Source organism: Corynebacterium fournieri, assembly GCF_030408775.1.
Classification (GTDB): Bacteria; Actinomycetota; Actinomycetes; order Mycobacteriales; family Mycobacteriaceae; genus Corynebacterium; species Corynebacterium fournieri.
The window spans coordinates 1,674,195-1,694,545 of record NZ_CP047210.1 but is presented as its reverse complement, the minus strand read 5'-3'; the positions used below and the strand labels follow the sequence as shown (position 1 = coordinate 1,694,545).

The following is a 20,351-nucleotide window of genomic DNA, read 5'->3' as shown; positions in this document are numbered from 1 at the left end:
GGGCTTGTAATTCACGACCATAATCTAGACTTCTTTCGCCGATCGTCCCAAAAGAGGGAAATGAGTTGGGAGCTAGTAGGATTATTCAAACTTTTTCGATTTCAACCAGTTTGCTCTAGTGGGTGAGGACAGAAGTGACATCACCGAAATACAGTCTGCTCATTGTGGGCGGCTGCGTTAGTCGCGACACGGTCGACCCTCTTCTCGGAAAGTCCCTTGAGCTCAAGCGGTACGTAGCACGTCAATCCTTCATCTCTGCCGGCACTGATGCAACGAAACTGGTTCCCAAAGTTGACCTGCGCAGTCAATTTCAGCGTCGAATGCTCGAAGCCGATCTGGCGGGCTCGCTATTTCGTGATGTCGAAGAGAATTCGGAAGTCGACTTGGTGCTGTGGGATCTGAATGTTGAACGGCTCGGCGCTTGGCAGTTCGATGTGGACACGTTTGCTACAGACAGTGGTGAGTTTAGGCGGATGGAGAACTACAGCAGCATCACCACTGGTGTCCCCCATATCGACTTCGGCGAAGAGGATCACTTCCGAATCTGGAAGGAGCGATTCTTCCAGTTCAAGGACGTGCTCCAAAGGAACGGGCTAGTTGAAAAGACGCTACTGTTAGCTCCTGACTGGGCTTTGGTTGATGAAACTGGTGAGACTGTTGGATTGTTTGAGGCAGTCAAGGCTGGTGCGTATAACGCGATCTACCGGCGGTACTGGGACTTCGCGGAGGCAAACGGATTCGAGGTTCTGCGGATGCAAGATACAGTCGCTGATTCCCATCACAAGTGGGGGCCTGCGCCGTTTCACTACACTGAAGGCGTATATGACGTTTTCCGGGAAACCATAATGGGGAAATTGGCATAATGCCCATTCGCAGCATTCTGAAGTGCGTCGCCACTTGGTGGCCTTTTGAGTCGTTATACCGACGTGTGAGACCGGTGAAAACGAAGGTCTCCGTGTACCGGCAACGTGGTAGATCGTCTCGAGGCGCTGTCATGGTTCCACGATCTCGCAGAATTGATGATGAGGTAACGCCGTTTGGTAGGGGATACCTCATCGCTAGAGGTGAGGAGCCGCATTTTGTGCCTAGCGGGTGGGAACGTCTTTCCATCTGTGACCTCGATCTCTGGCATGACGAGCGGTTGCCTGTAGAAATCTGTGCACCAGGCGATTTCGAGTGGGCTGCGATCCTCATCGGCACAGCGATTGATTCAGATTTGCATTCGAGCGACCAGTCCGAAATCTGTAGCAGGCTCATGGAAGCGGCGGGCAGCGGCTCGGACTTGCGGGCATTGGACGAGTACGTCACATGGCTCGGGGGCAGGTTTGTAATTCTCATGGTCAACGGGGAGACCGTAAGGATCTACGGGGATGCGACCGCTAGTCGGTCATGTTTCTGGGCCGTAACGGAGCGTGGTTTCGTTGCATCGTCACATTCGACTCTGACCGCACGCGCTATCGATGCGGTGGCTACAGACAGGTCGCGTTCGTTTCTAAATCACCCTGACTACAAGAGCCCCGCAGGAAAGTGGCTGCCCGGAGCAATGGCGCCGCACGATGTAGTTTCAATGGTCACGGCGAACTGTGTCTTGACGGTGAATAAGAACGAGGCGAAGCATTCCCGGTTCTTTCCTCCGGAGGGCTACTCGCCAAAGAGACGTGACGCGTTCGAAACAGCACGTCAGGTGGAGGAAGAGCTCAACCGCCAACTCGAGCTCGGAATAGATAGCAGAAGGCCTTTCTATTTCGGGTTAACCGCGGGCTGGGACTCGCGAGTGTTTCTCAAAGCGACCCTCGATCGCCTGCATGCACTGAATGCGATTGCATTCACCTACCACTCCTTCGATAAGAACCCATCCCACTCCAGAAATGACCTGATAGCGGCTAGCCGCCTAGCCGTGGATTCTGACTTGCGGTTTTTGGTAATGGATTTGAAACCGTCCGATAAATCCAGTCGCTTCAGAAAGGCTTATGCAAAGACGTTTACAGGGTGGGCACGCTTCCCCGCATTGGCGGAAAACTTCTATAACGAACTTGACCATGACGGCCAGGTGGCGATTTTGCTTGGGCCGGAGGTTGGCACGGTTTTCTACCGTGAGAGGGATCCATCACTTCTCAATGCACACGGTCTCGCAAAGAAATTCACGCAATCTTCGTTTTCAGAGAATGTCGAACTGGTGCGTTACCTCGATTCGTACGTCGATTACACCCAGCTTGATATGAGTGAACAAGCGACTTTCCACCCGTTTGATCTGTTCTACTGGGAAAGCCGATTGAGCTCGTGGGCTGCCGGCGGTTACGCGGAATATGAAATGACAGCCGATGTAATATTGCCTTTTAATACTAGGAGGATTCTTGTGCCGATGCTGGAGCAATCCCTAAATGAGCGCCTAAGTAAGCGTGTCTATAAGATCATTTTGGATAGAATTGACCAGCAATATCGCTGAGTGTGTCCAAACTCGAATGTCAAAGAGAAGGTATTAGCGGCGTGGCAAAACAAGTGCGACCGGTTGATGATTTCGAATCATCTCAAGACGTAGCTGATCAAGTTCGGCGTTTGACCGTCGAACTAGAGGAGACCTGCGATGCTCTGCTCTTTGAGATTGATCGGGATAGAAAACTCCTTGCCGGAATTCAAAAGCGAGATCGGAAGATTGCGGAATTAAAACAGCGAGTCCGCGTTCTGGAAAAGAAGCTCGGCATTCCCGACGAAGAGCGCGCTGGCTTGCCATTCCTACCAAACTCATTGCGCGGCAAAGACGTACCGCGGGGGGTTTTGCAGATTAAGAAAAAGTATTGGGCAATGAGAAGCACTTTTAGGAAGGCAAAGAAGTGAAGGACGCGGCCGTACAAAAGCAGTTAGACCGCCTGGCTGAGCTGGAAGCTAAAGCCGAAGCAACCAAGTCGGCATCCCGGGACCTACGCTCATACACTCACACGCTGGCATACCGCGATGCTCTGTCGGGCAAGCACGTCTTTTTTGATCCCACTAATTCTCGCGACGCTTATGAACAGCGCGTGGACTTTTATGACAGCGAGTTTTCGCAGCGACTAAACGAGATGTTGGCTGAGGCTGATTCCTTGCCAGCTATACACCGACAGCGCTGGGACAAGCGTAGGAACGTTCGGATCGGCATCATCGCCGATAGATTTCTTTACGAGTCCCTCCGAGTTGCGGCCGATTTTGTGCCTTTGACCCCGGAGAACTTGGACAAAGAGATTCCGACTTTGGACCTCTTGCTCGTAGTTTCCGCTTGGAGAGGGTTGGAGGACGAATGGCATGGGTTCGGTGGGGCGAATTCTGAAGGGCGTCGGCTCTTCTCCGAAAAGGCCGCTCCGCTTGCTCGGTCGCTTGACATCCCGATCGTTTTTTATTCGAAGGAAGACCCGCCAAACTTTGCGAAGTTCCTTGGTCTTGCGAAGGAAGCGGACTTCATTTTCACGTCCGCTGAAGAAATGGTGCCCAAGTACCAGGAAGCGGTGGGCGATGGAACACCGGTCGAGGCCTTGCGTTTCGCGGTCAACTTCGAGCGAACCAATCCCGTTGGAAGTGAGCGATTCGACGGTAACGATGTAATTTTTGCGGGATCGTGGCTTTCGCACAAATACAAGTCTCGTGCACAAGCGGCAAAGAAAATCTTTAAGGGAGTCCAGGATTCCCACCTCGACCTGTCGATTTTCGACCGCAATGCGGATTTGGATCAGAGCGACTTCAAAAGCGATCTATCCCGTTATAACTACCCGGATGACTTTCTTCCGCATCTGCGGAGACCGATCTCGCACGAAAACGTTCATCGTATTCAACGGCTTCTCCCTTTCGGGGTAAACCTGAATTCAGTTACGGCGAGCTCAACTATGTTTGCCAATCGCGTTGTAGAGCTACTGGCGACCGGTACGACCGTTTTATCTAACTACAGCAACGGAGTGAATTCCCTTTACCCGTATGTTGCAATCGTCGATTCTGAGATAGACGCTCAGCAGTTCGTTGATAACTTGAGCACGGAGTATTTCCGCTACGGTCGAGCGAGCGGCATCCGAGACGTGTTCCTCAATGACACTGCGTTTGAACGAGTCGATCAAATCCTCGATGCGGTTGGAGTGTCGCACACTAGGACTGAGCATCGCGTTCTCGTGGTCGCTGATGATGAGAAAAAGTTCGCGGACTTCGTGGCTTCTCAAGACGGAGACTTCGACTTTGAATGGGTCACTCGAGACGAGCTTGCAAAAACACAAGGCAGCAAGGATGGCGATGTCGTCGTCTTCGCCAACAACCTATCGCTCAATTCTCCTTTTTTGGTTGCAGACGCGATTGCGGCTTTCCGCTACAGCGACGCCGACGCAGTAGAGCTTTGCCCAGTAGATGACCCGCGGACTTGTTATGAATTCGTGGAACCGGGGCCGAGGTCGACCCTGCAGGTTTTTTGGCTAGAGCCGGGGGAGACCTTTAACACCACCCCCATTGAGCGGGCGATCTTGGTGAGGACCGCTGCGGTTGCAAATACGGTAGTTTCTTCGCCGGAGGCAAAGGATCTGACAGTAATTGTGCCGGTATACAACAACGGCCGATTCCTGATTCATAAGTGCTTCCAATCACTGCGGAGGAGCTCGGTATTCTCAACGGCGGAAATTCTTCTGATCGATGACGGGTCGACAGACAAGGAAACGCTTCATGCATTAGCTGTGCTTGAGCAGGTTTACGAGAATGTCTCAGTTTTCCGGTTCCCACCAGGGGGATCGGGTAGCGCTTCTCGCCCTCGAAATAAGGGCCTTGAGCTCGCGCGCACGAAGTTCGTTACTTACTTAGATCCGGACAACGAACAAGTGGAAGATGCTTATATCCAGCTTCTTGAGTTAATGCGCTCTGAGCCACTCTCGTTCGCACTTGGAAACATGGTGAAGTTCAAGGGAACTCGAAGCGTCATCAACAATTCTTGGCACCTCAAGAAGTCTCTTAAATCAGCTGGAATCAAACGAAGTGGAGAAGGGATTTACCACCTCGGCGGTAACAACCGCGACTTACTGGCTACAGCCCAGTATCAGCCGATGAGTATTCAAGCTCTCATCGCTGATACCGCCTGGCTCCGCAGCACTGGTATTGAGCAGCCAGAGGGCGCTGTCGGACAAGACTCATACTTCTTCCAGCAGATGCTTTACTACGCCGAAAACATCGCAGTCGTACCGACTCCGGTGCACGTTTACTATGCGGAGGTTGCCAACTCGACGGTGAATTCTATTTCGGCGAAGTTCTATAGAAAATACTTGCCGCTAGAGGAGTCTCGATCTTCCTGGTTGAAGGAAATCGGCCTCATCGACCACTACTCTGACACACGATTCATGGCGTTCCTTGAAAAGTGGTACTTAGTGAAGCTGAAAGACGTTGTTGGCGAGGATCGGGCAGAGAGCATCTCGCGTATTCACGAGATTGCTTCGATGTATGGCCCTCGGGTAACGGAAAGCCCCAAGTTCCAAACTTTGATGGCTGAAGCGGAAGGGGAAGCTTACCTGTGACCAGATCGGAAAATGATCTGAGCGATCAGCCAGTTACTTTGAGCACAGGTAATCAGCCCCGTTCAATCTCGCGGCACCTCGATCCATACGTAGGTGGATTCCTTCTTTCAGAAGATGACCTAGGCGTGATTGGCAAATTCACTAAACGAGAGCTTCCGAACGGGCTCTATTGGTGGAGCGACAATATCGTCGCAGAGGACCTTGTGGAAGGTCTTGACCAAAGTTTCCTTTTGATTCGGGGGCACTGGGCTCTGACCTCACCCGGAGGGGAGGACGGTCCTGCTGCTCGGTGCCTGCTTGAATCGGCCCAGTCCTCCATGGATGAGTTTCATGAGCAGTTGGAATACCTCAGTGGCAGATACGTCATTATCCTGCATCTTGCCGGGCGCACATACGTGTATAACGACACCCTCGGAGCGCGCACGGTCTTTTATTGCGAGAAAGATCGATTAGTGGCTTCGCACCTGCATCTCATAGAGGAAGTTGGTGCATATGAAAAATACGATTTTAGTGGGGACATCCGCGAAGTTCAGTGGGCTGCGGATTTCACGCCCCTAAGAGGGGTTTTCAACCTCCTTCCTAATTTCTTCCTCCAAATACCAGAATTCAAAGTTTCTCGGTTCTATCCGCGACAAGAGAACAGATTCTGGGGCGTTGACAGAGAAGAGAAGTACCGCGAGATTGAACGCATCTGGCGGAGCTCTCAAAAGACCTACTTCGAGGCATTCCCAAACATTGCGTTTTCGATCAGCGGTGGAATAGATAGCCGACTAGTCCTCGCCATGGCCAAGCCGTATTGGCACAAGATGAATGGCTATACCTATGGACTGCCATCACGTGAAAATAGCCGCACTGGAGGTACCTTTTACCGGCGCACAATGCTTGCGGACGATCGCATCGTCCGGAGCATCCTCGAATCAGTGCGTTTCAAGGAACATACCTTTTTCGACGTAGCGAAACGAGCAGAGGTCAGCAGTGAATTAGCTGGTCTGCTTCGAAAAAACACCTACGGTGAGCATGGCCAGCACCTGGTTGCTTCCTACCGCGAAAAGTTTTCGAATGGGAGCTGGCTGAACATTAGAGGAAACGCCATCGAGCTTGCGCGTATTGTTCATCTCGGTACTGGGTTTGACCGTCGTCTTTCCAAAGTTCAGAGTGAATTTCCGGATGATGTTGAAGAACGAATGAATGTCCTGGGGTATAGCTCTACTCTTCACGGCTACGCCAAGCAGCTCATGATGTACTGGGAGCTGAGACACGGCAAGTGGCTCGGAGAGATTAACAATGAGCTCGATGCAGCGTTCGATACGTGGATTCCTGCTGCTAACCGGCGGATCCTTGATTTGATGAGCTCTTTCGCTGAAGAGGAGCTCACAGAGGGGCTCGTCATTCGCGATCTAATCGACAGGAATGCGCCCGAGCTAAATTGGCTTCCGGTTAATTCATCGCAGACGCTCTACCAAGATTGGCGCGATCTGCGCTTTCCGGCATCCCGGATGCTCGACACGGTTACCACTTTCGATGGCAAGGGTAATCAGCAGGAACTTCAGCCCTTGGGGGAGTGCAGGCTATCGCAGTCCCAGGTAGGCCCAGGTGCGGGGATGCAGATTAAGTTTGCGCCCGTAAAGGAGACTGGGACTCTACTCTTTCGGGTTTTGGTGCCCTATGGAAGCGCTTCTGGGAAGGGCTATTTCAACTGGGGCGTCAAGATCAATGGAGAACAGCGTTTCACCATTGATGGAGCGGAGAAAGGTGTCCCCGTCAGCTTTTCAATTGACAACATCTCGCCGCAAGATGAGGTGCTCGTGGAGCTTAACTTCCTTAAGAAGGTCAACGGAGCCGAATCTTGGTCGAGGGCAACTCGGCTTCGAATTGAAGACTGTAAGCTCTATCCCCGCGCAATTGGAGATGCCAGTCCAGAACTCCGAACGGATTGGCCCAGCACAGGAATCCAACCGTGACAATAACTAGAAATTAATTGTTCAGAGAAGGGTTTTAGTATGGACAAAATGGTTCCCGTAATCGCGCTTACTAAGTGTGGGATTGGAATCTTCGATCTTGACTGGTGGGTTCCTCGACTCGGTCTTTTCAAGTCGGTAACCCTGCCGAGCGTGCTCCAAGCATCCGAAGGGTATGAGTTTCACTGGTTCATACTTCTCGACGAAGACATGCCGGCTGACGCGCTGGAATCTTTGCGTACTGCGATCGACGAAGCGGGTGGCACTGATAAAGTTCATCTGCAGTTCGTGCGGACCTCAATTGAAGCGAACCGTGCGGGTTTGAATGCGGTGCGGTCGGTAGTCGGGGATGATCAACGGGCACTAGCTATCCGGATCGACGATGACGATGCGGTGTCCCGCGAAGCGTTTACGACTGCCCTAGACGCTATTGATGACCGTGGACGACCTGCGGTGATTTCGCTAGCTGAAGGCTACATTTTTGATGCCCCTGGCAAGGCCTATGGTGACTGGACGTCCCCGAACCAGACGAGTAATACTTACTACTACGGGAATCTCGCAGAAATCCGACGGGTCATTTGGCACAACCACACGAAGGCGCTATTCAACGCAAAGCGTTTCGGGTATCAGTCGAAGTCGGTCCTTGGGAAGGGCAGGAACTTCCTTTATACGGTTCACCGCCAAGCTGATGGCTCCTATGAGGAACGTCAACAGAGGATTCAAGAATGGTCGGACGTTGATGACCAACTAGCTGACGAGTTTGCGCTAGACGTTGAAGGGTTGACCGACTGGCAGAACTATCAGCGTACTGCTAAACCTACGTTGGGCTTGACCTGGCGTAGGGCCATGCCAGAAGTCACTCGAATTCGTGAGCTCTATGCTGAGATCGATAAGCTGAAACGCGAAATCGTCAAGACTAATAGCACCCTGTTTGATCCCAAGACTCCGTTCCTGTACCTGCTGGACCCGGCAATTCCCCCTGCGTCGGTCAAGAAGGGCAAGGTGCGTTTCAGGGGAGTCGCCACACCTGGTACGCGTCTGAATCTGTCATTAGCTGGTAAAAGCTCGAACTACAAGCTATTCAAGACGACGGAGGTAGACGACCACACTGGAGAATTTGATTTTCTCTGCGGCTTTAACGCAGCGACATGGAAGGTGCGGCTAGACGTGGTCGATAGGGAGAATGAAAAGGTGCTGAAGACGTGGGAGTTTAAACTCACTGTGCGTTAACAGAGCGGGCCTAGATTCCCGGGACCAAACGAAGAAGAATCCCTGAATGGTTCCGGGAATGTCTCTGCCCTACACGTCTAAGTCCTACCTTTTTAGGAAATTAACGTCTCCAGAACTAAAAATGCCTGGTTGCACTGCTAGCAACAGTTCGTGTCAGTGGCCACCTAGCCGGATTGTCCTAAAGCGTTATCTCCCATGCAATCCCGAGATAGGGGTTTGCGTTCGGCCTAGAGCTTGAATTTTCCAGCCAGCGTTTTGCCAGTCGGTGACGTCGAGGACGTTTCGGCCGTCGATAAGCAGTTGCTTAGCGACGAGTGTTGCCGCCCACTTCGGGTCCATCTGCTTGAACTCGTTCCATTCGGTGGCCAGGATGACCAGTTCCGCCCCTGTTAGTGCGTCTTCGAGGCTGGTGGCGTAGTCGAGTGTGGGGAAGACCTTGCGGGCGTTGTCCATGCCTTGCGGGTCGTAGACGCGCACGCTTGCTCCGGCGAGGTTGAGCTGGCCGGCCACGGCCAGTGCCGGCGAGTCACGCACGTCGTCGGAATTCGGTTTGAACGCCGCGCCCAACACGGTGATGTTGCGCCCGATCAGGCTGCCGAGCTCCTCACGCGCAAGATCGATCACGCGCTGGCGACGGCGCATGTTGATCGCGTCGACCTCGCGCAGAAACGTCAGCGCCTGGTCTGCGCCGACCTCGCCGGCGCGCGCCATGAACGCGCGGATGTCCTTGGGCAGGCACCCGCCGCCGAACCCCAAACCCGCGCCGAGGAACTTGCGCCCGATGCGGTCGTCGTAGCCGATGGCGTCCGCCAGCTGCGTCACGTCCGCGCCGACGTTTTCACACACCTCGCTGACGGCGTTGATGAAGGAGATCTTCGTAGCGAGGAAGGCGTTGGCGGAGACTTTCACCAGCTCCGCGGTCTGCAAATCGGTGACGATAAACGGGGTGTTGTGCGACAGCGGGGTGGCGTAGACCTCCCGGGCGATCTCCTCGGCTCGGCTGTCGCCGTGCGTGGCGCTTCCGTTTTGGGCACGTGTGCCCAAAACGATGCGGTCCGGTTCGATGGTGTCTTTGACCGCGTAGCCTTCGCGGAGGAACTCCGGGTTCCACGCGATTTCCACACTGGCGTGGCCGCCAGCGTTGGCCACAAGCCGGTCCGCGCGCTCCTGCAACGCGGCGGCGGTGCCGACCGGGACGGTGGATTTACCCAGGATCAGGTGCTCGCCTTCCAGCTGGGGCACCAGATCGTCGATGACAGCTTCGACGTAGCGGGTATCCGCCGCGTACGAGCCGCGCTGCTGCGGGGTGCCCACGCCGATGAAGTGCACGTTGGCGAACGCCGCGGCCTCGGCGTAGTCGGTGGTGAAATCCAGCCGCCCGGCGTCGATGTTGCGCTCGAGCACCTCGGGCAGGCCCGGCTCGTAGAAGGGCACCTTCGAGTTCTTCAGCGCCTGGATCTTGCTTTCGTCAACGTCTACGCCCAGTACCTCGTGGCCCAATTCAGCCATGCACGCCGCATGCGTCGCGCCGAGGTAACCAGTACCAATCACAGTCATCCGCATGTATTTGAGCTTACAACTCGGCTTTGTAGCGGATTGAATGGCGAGCACCCCGGTTTTTATTGCAGCGCCGTGGTCGTGCATTTTGGGGTTTCTCAGGGGTCAGGTAGTGCAGTGAAGATTCTGCTAATAAACTAATTTTCCGGTGAAGAATGGCTGCGAGGTCAGGCTCGCAGAGTATGTTGCTATTCAGAAAGTTTTTTACGGATGTCAAAAGTGGAGCCCAACCTGGTTTATCCCAATCGGTTCAGTGAGATGACACTCGTTTTAGATGGCGATGTTTCGTTCAGCTACCGCGACTTTGTAGTTACCTTCAAATTCTTCGATGAGTCGGGTAAAGAGATGACTGAAACAGAGATCGGAGCGGAACAGTCCCAGAAGCTCGGGTGTTTCTTCAGATATTTGAAGCCGAGTGACAACGGGCTAGGCGCGGATGCCATTCGTCCGTTTCAGTTACTGCATCCTGCGGCGAGTGCGCGGGTGGAGATTCGTCCCTGGAAGAACAGGAGTGCAGACGCCGCCAGAGAAATGCAAGGGCGTGTTTTTGTGTGTGCGAAATCTTCTGAAAGTGCCAAAGTATGGACCAGGAGGATTGGCAGCAAATGAGTGTCTCGGTAATTCTTCATTCGCTTCCTAGCGATAGCAGCACCTGGGGTGCGTATATCGACCATTTCCGGCAGATTCCGGGGGTTTTCGAGTGTCTGCTCACCTTGACAGATGGGTCAGACATAGACCCTTCGCGAATCTTCTCTTTTGCAGATGATTTTTTTAGGTTCGAGTACGTCGCAGAGCCCCTCAATGATGCACAAAGACTGAATCAAACCGTTGCGGCAGCCTCCGGGGACACACTTTTGCTTCTGGAAGGGCCGTTTTGGGTCGCGGGTGATTGCTCCGAGGGCTGGCACGAGCTCCGCTCGGCGAGAACTGTCCGCCCACTGGCACGGCGCGTGTCGAATTCACTTCACGCCGGTCAGTCTGATGTATTCTCAAACACACTGCCTATTGCTGACGATGCATTAGGGGCTGCGTTCATCATCGGGAGAGATCATTTCCTGGAAATGCGTGGCTACGACGAACGCGATGAGGTCAGTGGTGCGTTGGGGTTTGACTTCCTGTTGCGGCAACGTCGTTGTGGTTTAGGGGTTGAGGCTCCAACTCCTGGCGGAGGGCCTGTTGCAGTGAATGGGGACGCGCCAATGAAGCTCGACAATGAAGCGGAAATTAAAAGCGTAGCCCTTCAAGATTTGACTCTCTTCAGGAACTTAGAGTCTTGGTCGGTTCCGGCTGAACAGCGAAAGCCGTTGATTTCAGTCGCTATCGCAACAAAGGACCGAGGACCAATGCTGATTGAGAGCATTAACTCGGTTCGCTATCAGAGCTTTCAAGAGTTTGAAGTCATCGTCGTAGACGATGGGTCGGCGGATCAGGTCGCGGTGAAGCGGTCGGTTGAAGATTTGGGCGATCCGAGAATCAAGTTCTTTGAGCACACGGAGAGTCGTGGGGTTGCCGCAGCGAGAAACACTGCTGCAAAGCACTCGCGTTGTCTATACACCGCAGTGCACGACGATGACGACATTATGCTTCCGGATCGTCTGCTCGACGGACTCAGGCCGTTGAGCAGTGAGGTTGACGCTACTTACGGTAGCTGGATCAACTTTGATCATGATACGGGTGAGCTACGAGGCTTTCTTACCAAAACTGGCTTTAGCGAAAACATGATCGCCTTCAACGGCGCGGGCCCGGGACATAGCACCTGGACTGTGCCAACTCGGCTGGTTCAAAAGTTCAAGTACGACGAGCGTCTGACTTCGTCCGTTGACCACGAATTGGCGTCACGGCTAATGAACGCGGGAGTCCGCTGGCTGCACGTAGAGAAATTCATGTATCTCCGCAGGGTACATGACCTCCAAATCACGGCGCAGGACACAGATAACCAAAAGGCTGGTCATACCCTTTCGAAGCTTGCCAATAGGTTCCTGACATCATCTCGAGGATTCGACGCCATGGCGGCGCTTGGGCGCAATCTTCCTTATCCCAGAACTCCGGGATCGAAATCCCTTAATGCCATGTTCTCGGGGTATCTCCCAGACCACTTGGTAAAGCGTGACATCGTCTTCAGGGGCAATACAGTTACCAAGTCACGTGTGGCTGACACGCCACACCGAGTATCAACGATCCTGACCGAGCGGGACCTTCTCACCGGGAGGGCCGTGGTTGAGGAAAGTTCGATTGCAGATGTGAAATTTGAGGACTTCGTGAAGTTCCGGCAGCTCGGCGTGGCCGACTTCACCGTGAAGTCGCACCTTCGGAGTGAGAGCGAAGGGAAGACTTTCGAGCGCGATGATACTTCCATCACCGATGAGGGGGCGATTCGCTCGCGCGTACGGGATATGGTGATGAACCGCATCGACGCAACGATGGCTCAGCTTCAAAGCGCCGAAGAATCGAAGCTGCACTTTGTGCTGGTCTTCTTTGAAGACGGGCTGAAGGTGTCGGAAGGCGATTTGGTCGAGGGGGGCCCGCAGGTCGTCCGAAGGATTATCGGTACAGGTCAATTCGGCTTCAACACGACTGCGTATCTTCTCGGGTATTCCTCGCTGACTACAGCAATCCAGGCAATGGATACGTTGACTGAACGCTGCGATAGTGCCGCCGTGCTATTGATGGACGAAGATCCACACGAATTCGTTCCAGCACTGCGACTGGAGAAGTTCCACGCTGTAGTGGTTGATTCGGAAGATGATTCCGGTTTGGCCGGGGAGTAGATATGCGCATTGTTTTTGAGAACAAACCGAACGGAAAATTTTCTCTTCGCCAGGAGGCTGAGACTGCAGGCGACATAATTAGCTTTCCTCGTGAATTTCTAGCGGACGTCACGCTTCTCGAGGCAAAACCGTCGAACGCTCTCTTGGCCGCGTTGATTCTGTTTCAAATTTCCGAGGGGAGCGGCGTGCTGACTGTGCCTCCTTCGACTACGCAACTTGATCGCACTCTACGGCGTGTTCTGGGGGAGCATTCACCTCAACTCACTGTGGACCCTTTGTTGTCAGTGACGCCGGAAAGCCACACGCAGCTGCTGGTAGGGGAATACCGAGAAGGCAAGGTGGCAGTTCAGCCAGACGGCAAAGGACGCAATGTTCTTGTGCAGTACCTAGACAGCGCACGCTGGACCGGCAAACTCTTTTCTGTAGATCGGGTTGTCGTCGCGGCGAACGTCTCGGCATTCGACGAGACGAGGCTGAGCCCGACTGCCTTTAGGGTTGCACTTGGTCTTTTGTTGGCAGGCGATTGGAAATCTTCGACCTTAATCGTCGAGGAATCTGGCGATGAGGAAGGCCTGTTCTCTACCGCCATGATGCAGGAGCTGTGCGCCGCGATCGGCGTGCGTCTTCTATTTGTTGACGGGCACGAGATGGAAGGGATGTTGCAAGATGGCCAAGCGTAGGATTCTCATGCCCGTTCGCACCGTTGCCGAATGGGGAGGCGTGCACGAATGGACCGTGGATGCGGCGTCGGCCCTCATTCGAGCGGGGCACGATGTCACGTTTGTCGGTAGCGGGGTGGTCTTTAAAGAGAGAGCCGAAGCTACTGGCGCCTCATTTCGGGTAGTGAACTGGCGCAAGGGGTGGGAATCTGTTGCGCGATCGATGGGGGAGCAAGCTGATTTCGATCTGATTTTTTCGCACGCTCCTGCAGGCAGACAATTCGGCTTGCTGGCTAACGAGCAAGCGAAGAAAGAGCACATCGTAATGGTGCATGGTGCGTACCACGACTACATGTACGAGTGGTCAGACCAGGTGGATGCGTTTGTCGCGGCGAGCCCTGCGCTAGTACATTTCGTTCAACAGTTCGGCCGGGTGGCGCCATGGAAAGTAACTAATCTGCCTAATGTGGCGCCTGACGACGTATTCGATCTACCGTTGCTGAGCCACGATGAAAAGCTCGAGGGGGGCGTCGGGCATATCGTCACCGCTTCGCGCTTGTCCAAAGACAAGGTTGTGCAAATCGACTCAGTGGAGGAGGCAGTGCGCTCCCTTGCCTCTTTGTACCCAGACGTGCACTGGGAAATAAACGTGTGCGGGGATGGCCCATTACGGGATTACTTTGACCAACGATACAACCTTTTGGAGATGTCCGTCCCGAATGTTTCTCACACTATGCATGGCTGGGTTGAACCTGCAGAAATCCCTCTGATGATGAACCGCGCTTACTTGACCGTAGCCGCAGGAATGGCTGGCATGCGGGCATCGGCAGCCGGTTCGCTTCTCCTTGGGACTGGCGCCCGTGCCTCGGTTGGTATTCAAACTGGAAACAACTTGAGGGCAGGAATTTGGAGTAACTACGGAGATCACGGGATCTTCAGGTTTGCACCATCCGACGTACGCGCTGATCTGGTTAAACTCGGGTCGCCTGCGGCGTACGATGAAGCTATTTCAGTGGCGCGTTCGGTCGTTAGATTGGCAAATTCACAAACGGTTGTCGATGATCTTATGTTCGCTGCACTCCACTGTGGCTGAGTACCCAGATTGGCTAGTTGTCTTGAGGTCCAAAAGCCACCATGGAAATCGCGGTTGTCCAGTCGACGATCTTTCACTTCTGTGGAAGCTGACCTGGGGCTGGGAAAGCACACCTTCCCCAGCGTGCTCAGCAGTCGGGTTGTTAACCTAGGAAGTCGTGTAGAACATTTTTCCAAAGCAATCCATTCAGAATGGATCGAATCGAACTCAGAAAATGCGAAGCGCTCGCAGCGTGACACTGCGCTAAAGTGAGCCCCGTAATTTCACCACCCCATGGTGACTACTGTTCGGGGGCTGGGCTTTCAGACTTTTCATTGTGTAGGGTATAACAACAACTCTTAATAGGAAATCGCCAGTTGGGGACGGAATTCGATGATTTCTTCTAATCAGGAGACCGTATAAGAATGGCGACTATTTTTGCCCCGGAATTAAAAGGAGAATTTTATTCGATGTCCCAGGTCTCAGTCATCCAAGTCTCCGAGTTAGAGAAAGATGGCCTCAATGCGCCACGCGTCTCGTTGGATCGGTTGGATGGATTTCCCGAAACCCAACCTCTCGGAGCGACCCAATACCAATACAAATATCCGGAAGGTCCCCAACTTGACGCACTTCTCGTGAATCAGGGTTCAGACACCCTTGTGGTCTCCCTCCATGGCGCTCTGAATAGGCAGCGCTTCACGCTGCCTAGGTACGAACGCCTCAGGACCTTGACTGATTACTCTGTTAGTTCGCTGTACTTTACTGATCCCACTCTTTATCTTGATGACCAGTTGCAGCTCGGTTGGTATACGGGATGGAAGGGGCAAGATGTGCAGTCGCACATCGCCGATTGGATTATAGCCGCACAAAAAGCTGTATCGGCTAGCAAAGTCGTCATTTCAGGATCGTCTGGTGGAGGCTTCGGTGCGCTGCAAATCTCTTCCAAGGTTCCGGGATCTCTGGCAGTAGTTTTCAACCCAAGCGTCTACATACGCGGCTACCTGAACAACGGGGAAGAAGGTGCTCACGCAACTGAGCGCAAATATGTCACCAGTGTTCACCCTGATTTAAGAGACTTAGTAAAAACTAATGAGGATATAGAGAACAACGACTGGTCAACCGGATTCGGCTCCGAAATTTCAGCGCTTAAGACTTACTCGCGCCCGGTTCATAATCGAGTCCTGTTCTGCCAAACGCCGACAGACTGGCACTACGATCAGCATTATCTCCCCTTCCTCGCCGCAGCAGCGCGTGGTGAGAACTTGGATAAAGTCCGAGTACATGAGTACGGGGAACGGGTCGGGCACTTTCCACCCTCTCCGACAGAATTTCGTACTGCACTAGAAAAAGCCTTTTCGTGGCTCGGCGAGGATTCCACTCAGCCTAGCGCAAGTACAGTCGAACAAGCCCCTACTTTCAGCGACATCTTCTCGGTCTACCGAAAAAACAAGTTCGAATACGATTCCGTAAAGATTCCAGTCCCTTACTGGGCAATCGATAAGCTTTCAGTCGAAGAGTTTTGTATAGCAAACGACATCCCGTCCCCACGAGTGCTGGAGAAATGGAGAGATCCGGCAGAGCTTACCTTCGACAACTTGCCAGACAACTTCGTGCTTAAGCCATCCAATTTGAACACCTCGCGAGGGGTTATGGTGCTGGAGCGTAAAGGGAAAGCCTTTTATGACTATTTTGCAGAGAGGGAGTTAAGCGCAGCGGATATCAAAGCTGAGCAACAAAGGATTTTTGAAAACGTCGCGCAGAAAGAGCCACATCGTCTTAAGCGCTATCACCTAATTGCAGAAGAGCGCCTGAGCGACGGGGACGGGATTTTGGAGGTTGCAACGGACTTCAAGTTCTGGATATTTGGAAATGAGATTGTCTATATCTTCATGAAGGAAGAGGGAAAGCACGAAAAGCTTCGCTTCTGTTCTTACGATGGCAGTTTCAATTCGCTTCCCGCAAACAACGAACTTACTTATGCGCTGCCAGGATCCGAATACATAAGCCCGAAAGAACTTTCACCATCGGATAAGAAAGAAATGATTGAACTCGCGCTTCATGTAGCTCGCCTAGTTGGCAGCACATTCGTTCGGGTTGATTTATACCACACTGCCGAGGGGCCAAAACTCGGGGAAATCACGCCAGTCCCCGCTTCACCATTTAATGGGAAGTATTTCAAATTCACCCCACAGTTTGAAAAGTTTATTGGCCAGAAATGGATGGAAGCCATCAGAGAATACGCTTCAGCGTCGAAGGGGGATGGCCCACGGTAGAAATTGAGGTTATCCTAGCAATCTCATTCCCGCTATGTTGCTAGCTGTTCCACCTCGGGGCACTGAAGATTCATAGCGTGTTTACCCGGTTGGGCGGACCATGATTTAGCTCGTTCGCGCCGTCCGAAAGGACAGTAAAACTAGCCGCTGGCCTCGGTATGGATTATTCCTGTCCGCGCCTGAAAATGTTCTTGGTGCGGTGCCGGCGAAGAAAGTGACATGCCCAAACAGCTAGTAGGGATCTCGCCCATCCTAGGTGGAATGAGGCCTCACATTAATGTGGACGCCAGCACAAGGGGTGCGGCCAACCTCAGTGGCGAAGCTTAAATGACCCAACTGCTAATTTATGGCTAGGGGTCACGCACCCGAGGGTGTCCAATTTGGTGTGTGCGCTCCTTGACTCTGCCGGGTCGTAGCCGGGTTGTGCCGTGTGTGGGCTGTAGGCTTTGCGTTTATGCGGAATTCTACTGACCAGCCCGTGCAGGACGTGAGTGCTTCGGTGAAGACGGTTGTTGTGCCTGCGGCGGGGATGGGTACGCGTTTTTTGCCGGCGACGAAGACGGTGCCGAAGGAGTTGCTTCCAGTGGTGGATACTCCTGGCATTGAGTTGATTGCGGAGGAGGCTGCTGCGGCTGGGGCGCAGCGTCTTGCTGTGGTGGTCGCGCCGAATAAAGAAGAGATCATGCGTCATTTCGGCGAGTTTGAGCAGTTGCAGCAGTTGATGGTTGCCCGCGGCAAGGATGCGCAGGCTGAGAAGGTCGCGCGTGCCAATGGGCTGATTGAAGCTGTGGCGGTGACTCAGGAGGAGCCGCTTGGTTTGGGGCATGCGGTTGGCTGTGCTGAGTCGGCGTTGGATGACGATGAAGATGTTGTGGCTGTCATGTTGCCGGATGATTTGGTGTTGCCGGTTGGTGTGATGGACAAGATGGTTGCGGTGCGCCGCGAGCTTGGTGGGTCGGTGTTGTGTGCGTTTAACGTCTCTCGCGATGAGGTGTTCAACTACGGCGTGTTTGACGTGGAGGATGCCGAGGCCCAGGTTGATGGTGTTGAGGTGTTGAAGGTGCGTGGCATGGTGGAAAAGCCTGCTGTGGCCGAGGCGCCGTCGACGTTGGTGGCCACTGGTCGGTATTTGTTGGATCGGGGCATTTTTGATGCTCTGCGTCGGATTGAGCCGGGCAAGGGTGGGGAGTTGCAGCTCACGGATGCGATTGAGTTGATGATTTCTGAGGGGCATCCGGTGCATGTGGTGGTGCATGAGGGCAAGCGCCATGATTTGGGTAACCCGGGTGGGTATATCCCGGCGAATGTGGATTTTGGTTTGCGGGATGCGAAGTACGGCCCGGCGTTGTACACGGCGGTGAAGAAGATCATCACCGACTTTGAGGCAGAAAACCCGGACGTTAAAGAAGCTCGTTAGGCAATAGGATGAAAACGGTAGTTACTGGTGGCGCAGGTTTTATCGGATCACATCTGGTCGATCTTCTGGTGGCAGATGGTCATCAAGTAACCGTGATTGACAACCTAAGCTCCGGACGTACGGAGAACATCGCAAAGCATCTCGATTCCGGCGCGGTTGAACTTCTAGAGCAGGACATTCGCGACGCCGATTTCGAGGCGATTTTCCGCCGGATAGAGCCGGAGGTTGTGTTCCACCTCGCTGCCCAAATCGATGTGCGCCGTTCCGTGGAAGATCCGTTTCTGGATGCAGAAATGAACATTTTGGCTACGATTCGTCTGGCGGAGGCGGCGCGGCGTACTGGGGTGCGCCGAGTGGTGCATACTTCGTCAGGCGGCTCAATTTACGGTGAGCCAGACCAATTGCCTGCTACCGAAGAGCTGCATGTTGATCCGAAGTCGCCGTACGCGGCTTCTAAGGTCGCTGGCGAGCTTTATCTGAACGTCTACCGGCAGTTGTACGGGCTGGAGACGAGTTTCATCGCTCCGGCTAATGTGTACGGCCCACGGCAGAATCCGTTTGGCGAGGCCGGCGTGGTTGCGATCTTTTCCCGCAACCTTTTGGACGGCAAGTCGACCTGCGTCTTTGGCGGCGGTACGAACACTCGCGACTACGTGTACGTAGGGGATGTGGCGCGCGCGTTTTATCTGGCGTCCGCTGAGGCAGGCGACGGTGAGCGTTTCAACATTGGTACGGGTGTGGAGACGACAGATCGCGAGCTGCATTCTGCCGTTGCGAAGGCCGTTGGTGCTCCTGATTCGCCAGCTGATGAACCCGCTCGTCTCGGCGACGTCGCGCGTTCTTCGTTGAGCTACGCGAAAGCCGAGCGTGTATTGGGCTGGACACCGCAGGTCTCGTTGGATGAAGGCGTCGCTCGGACCGTGGAGTACTTCCGTAACGAACCGGGGCGCTAGTAGGAAGTGCGCGGCCAACCTTCACTAGCCGAATGCGTTGTCTAGCTTCGGACGGCGTTTTGAGCTGCTGGCCGGGCTGGTTGTGGCGTGACGAGTGCGGGGTACCTGTGATCGTCGATAGGCAATTGCGCACCGATGCCAGCGTGTCGGCGATACCCGCGCGCAGGCTATCTCCAGCTGGCTCTAGCGCAGAAGCACTTAGGCCATGTCCTTAACCAGGCGCTGCGCGAGCTCGCGCGAGGAAGACGGATTCTGTCCGGTGTAGAGGTTGCCGTCGAGAGTGGCGTAGGAGGCCCACGGCTCCGGCGCCTTGTCGTACACAGCGCCGAGGGCGACGAGCCGGTCCTCGAGCAGCCACGGCGCCTTGTCGGCGAGCCCGGCGTCTCGCTCTTCGTCGTTGGAGAATCCGGTCGTGGTCCGGCCGGCGAATGGGGTGGCGCCGGACGCGTTCTCTGTCGCGAGGACAGCGGCCGGTGCGTGGCAGAGTAGAGCCACGGGCGCGCTTTCCGCCATTCGCTCGGGGAGGATTCGTGCGGACGTCTCGTCGACTGCGAGGTCCTCCATCGGGCCATGCCCGCCGGGGTAGAAGACAAGGTCGTAGTCTGCGAACTTAACAGTGTCAATGTCGAGCGGCTTCGCCAATACGGGTTCAAGCTTTTCCAGCCCCGCTTTCACCGCTGCCAGGGTGTCAGCTTCGGATGAAGGATACGGCGCGGCGCACAGTGAGGCTGGCGATTTGGTGATCGCGGTGCAGAAGTGGCGCTTGGGCGGGAGGACACTCAATCGATGAGTGGGGTCGTACATGGGGAGGTGGCGCTAGATCCGGCGTGGCGGGTGGTGTTCAGGACCGTCGGGTTGCGTTGGAATGGCCTGGCGGTGGCGAAGGCGTTAGAAGCTCAGGATTCCGAAAGTGCTTGCGAGAATGACAATGGTAGAATTTGCCAGAGATTCGACTAG

General features: G+C 54.2%; 15 protein-coding genes. 13 read left to right on the top strand and 2 right to left on the bottom strand.

What is annotated here, in order from left to right:
- Nucleotides 1-134: 134 nt before the first annotated feature.
- The 6 genes from CFOUR_RS08155 (at nucleotide 135) to CFOUR_RS08130 (ending at nucleotide 8,695) form a co-directional block, all read left to right on the top strand.
- Complete coding sequence (locus tag CFOUR_RS08155) at nucleotides 135-863, top strand: DUF6270 domain-containing protein (RefSeq protein ID WP_143339062.1); 729 nt, start codon at nucleotides 135-137, stop codon at nucleotides 861-863.
- A gap of 131 nt (nucleotides 864-994) precedes the next feature.
- Entirely contained in the window at nucleotides 995-2,446 is a 1,452-nt protein-coding gene (locus tag CFOUR_RS08150) for a hypothetical protein (RefSeq protein WP_143339063.1), read from the top strand.
- A 41-nt stretch (nucleotides 2,447-2,487) separates the two neighbouring features.
- The gene (locus tag CFOUR_RS08145) at nucleotides 2,488-2,835 is read left to right on the top strand and encodes a hypothetical protein (RefSeq protein ID WP_143339064.1); all 348 of its coding nucleotides are present in this window, start codon (nucleotides 2,488-2,490) and stop codon (nucleotides 2,833-2,835) included.
- Complete coding sequence (locus CFOUR_RS08140; protein WP_085958563.1) at nucleotides 2,832-5,507, top strand: glycosyltransferase family 2 protein; 2,676 nt, start codon at nucleotides 2,832-2,834, stop codon at nucleotides 5,505-5,507. The genes CFOUR_RS08145 and CFOUR_RS08140 overlap by 4 nt, the downstream gene beginning before the upstream one ends.
- Nucleotides 5,504-7,468 carry a hypothetical protein gene (locus tag CFOUR_RS08135; protein ID WP_143339065.1) on the top strand — a complete coding sequence of 655 codons (1,965 nt, stop codon included), beginning with the start codon at nucleotides 5,504-5,506 and terminating at the stop codon, nucleotides 7,466-7,468. Before CFOUR_RS08140 ends, CFOUR_RS08135 begins: the two co-directional genes overlap by 4 nt.
- Nucleotides 7,469-7,516: 48 nt before the next feature.
- Nucleotides 7,517-8,695, top strand: coding sequence for a glycosyltransferase (locus CFOUR_RS08130; RefSeq protein ID WP_179154894.1), 1,179 nt, complete (start codon nucleotides 7,517-7,519; stop codon nucleotides 8,693-8,695).
- A 186-nt stretch (nucleotides 8,696-8,881) separates the two neighbouring features.
- On the opposite strand, the gene CFOUR_RS08125 is transcribed toward CFOUR_RS08130, so the two are convergent.
- The gene (locus CFOUR_RS08125; protein ID WP_290179095.1) at nucleotides 8,882-10,258 is read right to left on the bottom strand and encodes a UDP-glucose dehydrogenase family protein; all 1,377 of its coding nucleotides are present in this window, start codon (nucleotides 10,256-10,258) and stop codon (nucleotides 8,882-8,884) included.
- 204 nt (nucleotides 10,259-10,462) lie between these two features.
- Here CFOUR_RS08125 and CFOUR_RS08120 point away from each other — a divergent pair, with 204 nt between their 5' ends.
- The 7 genes from CFOUR_RS08120 (at nucleotide 10,463) to CFOUR_RS08090 (ending at nucleotide 19,394) form a co-directional block, all read left to right on the top strand.
- Entirely contained in the window at nucleotides 10,463-10,861 is a 399-nt protein-coding gene (locus CFOUR_RS08120) for a hypothetical protein (RefSeq protein ID WP_085957810.1), read from the top strand.
- On the top strand, nucleotides 10,834-13,020 hold the full coding sequence (locus CFOUR_RS08115; protein WP_085957811.1) for a glycosyltransferase family 2 protein: 2,187 nt from the start codon (nucleotides 10,834-10,836) through the stop codon (nucleotides 13,018-13,020). Before CFOUR_RS08120 ends, CFOUR_RS08115 begins: the two co-directional genes overlap by 28 nt.
- Before the next feature lie 2 nt (nucleotides 13,021-13,022).
- Complete coding sequence (locus tag CFOUR_RS08110; protein ID WP_085957812.1) at nucleotides 13,023-13,700, top strand: hypothetical protein; 678 nt, start codon at nucleotides 13,023-13,025, stop codon at nucleotides 13,698-13,700.
- 7 nt (nucleotides 13,701-13,707) lie between these two features.
- A complete protein-coding gene (locus CFOUR_RS08105) occupies nucleotides 13,708-14,772 on the top strand; it encodes a glycosyltransferase (RefSeq protein ID WP_230471825.1) in 1,065 nt (354 codons plus the stop codon).
- A 404-nt stretch (nucleotides 14,773-15,176) separates the two neighbouring features.
- Nucleotides 15,177-17,024 (top strand): ATP-grasp fold amidoligase family protein, encoded by a 1,848-nt coding sequence (locus CFOUR_RS08100; protein ID WP_085957814.1) that lies wholly within the window; start codon nucleotides 15,177-15,179, stop codon nucleotides 17,022-17,024.
- Between the two features lie 454 nt (nucleotides 17,025-17,478).
- Nucleotides 17,479-18,441, top strand: a complete 963-nt coding sequence (locus CFOUR_RS08095) for a UTP--glucose-1-phosphate uridylyltransferase (RefSeq protein WP_290179094.1) — start codon at nucleotides 17,479-17,481, stop codon at nucleotides 18,439-18,441.
- A gap of 8 nt (nucleotides 18,442-18,449) precedes the next feature.
- The gene (locus CFOUR_RS08090; protein ID WP_085957815.1) at nucleotides 18,450-19,394 is read left to right on the top strand and encodes an NAD-dependent epimerase/dehydratase family protein; all 945 of its coding nucleotides are present in this window, start codon (nucleotides 18,450-18,452) and stop codon (nucleotides 19,392-19,394) included.
- A gap of 198 nt (nucleotides 19,395-19,592) precedes the next feature.
- On the opposite strand, the gene CFOUR_RS08085 is transcribed toward CFOUR_RS08090, so the two are convergent.
- The gene (locus CFOUR_RS08085) at nucleotides 19,593-20,069 is read right to left on the bottom strand and encodes a type 1 glutamine amidotransferase domain-containing protein (RefSeq protein ID WP_230471826.1); all 477 of its coding nucleotides are present in this window, start codon (nucleotides 20,067-20,069) and stop codon (nucleotides 19,593-19,595) included.
- Between the last annotated feature and the right edge of the window lie 282 nt (nucleotides 20,070-20,351).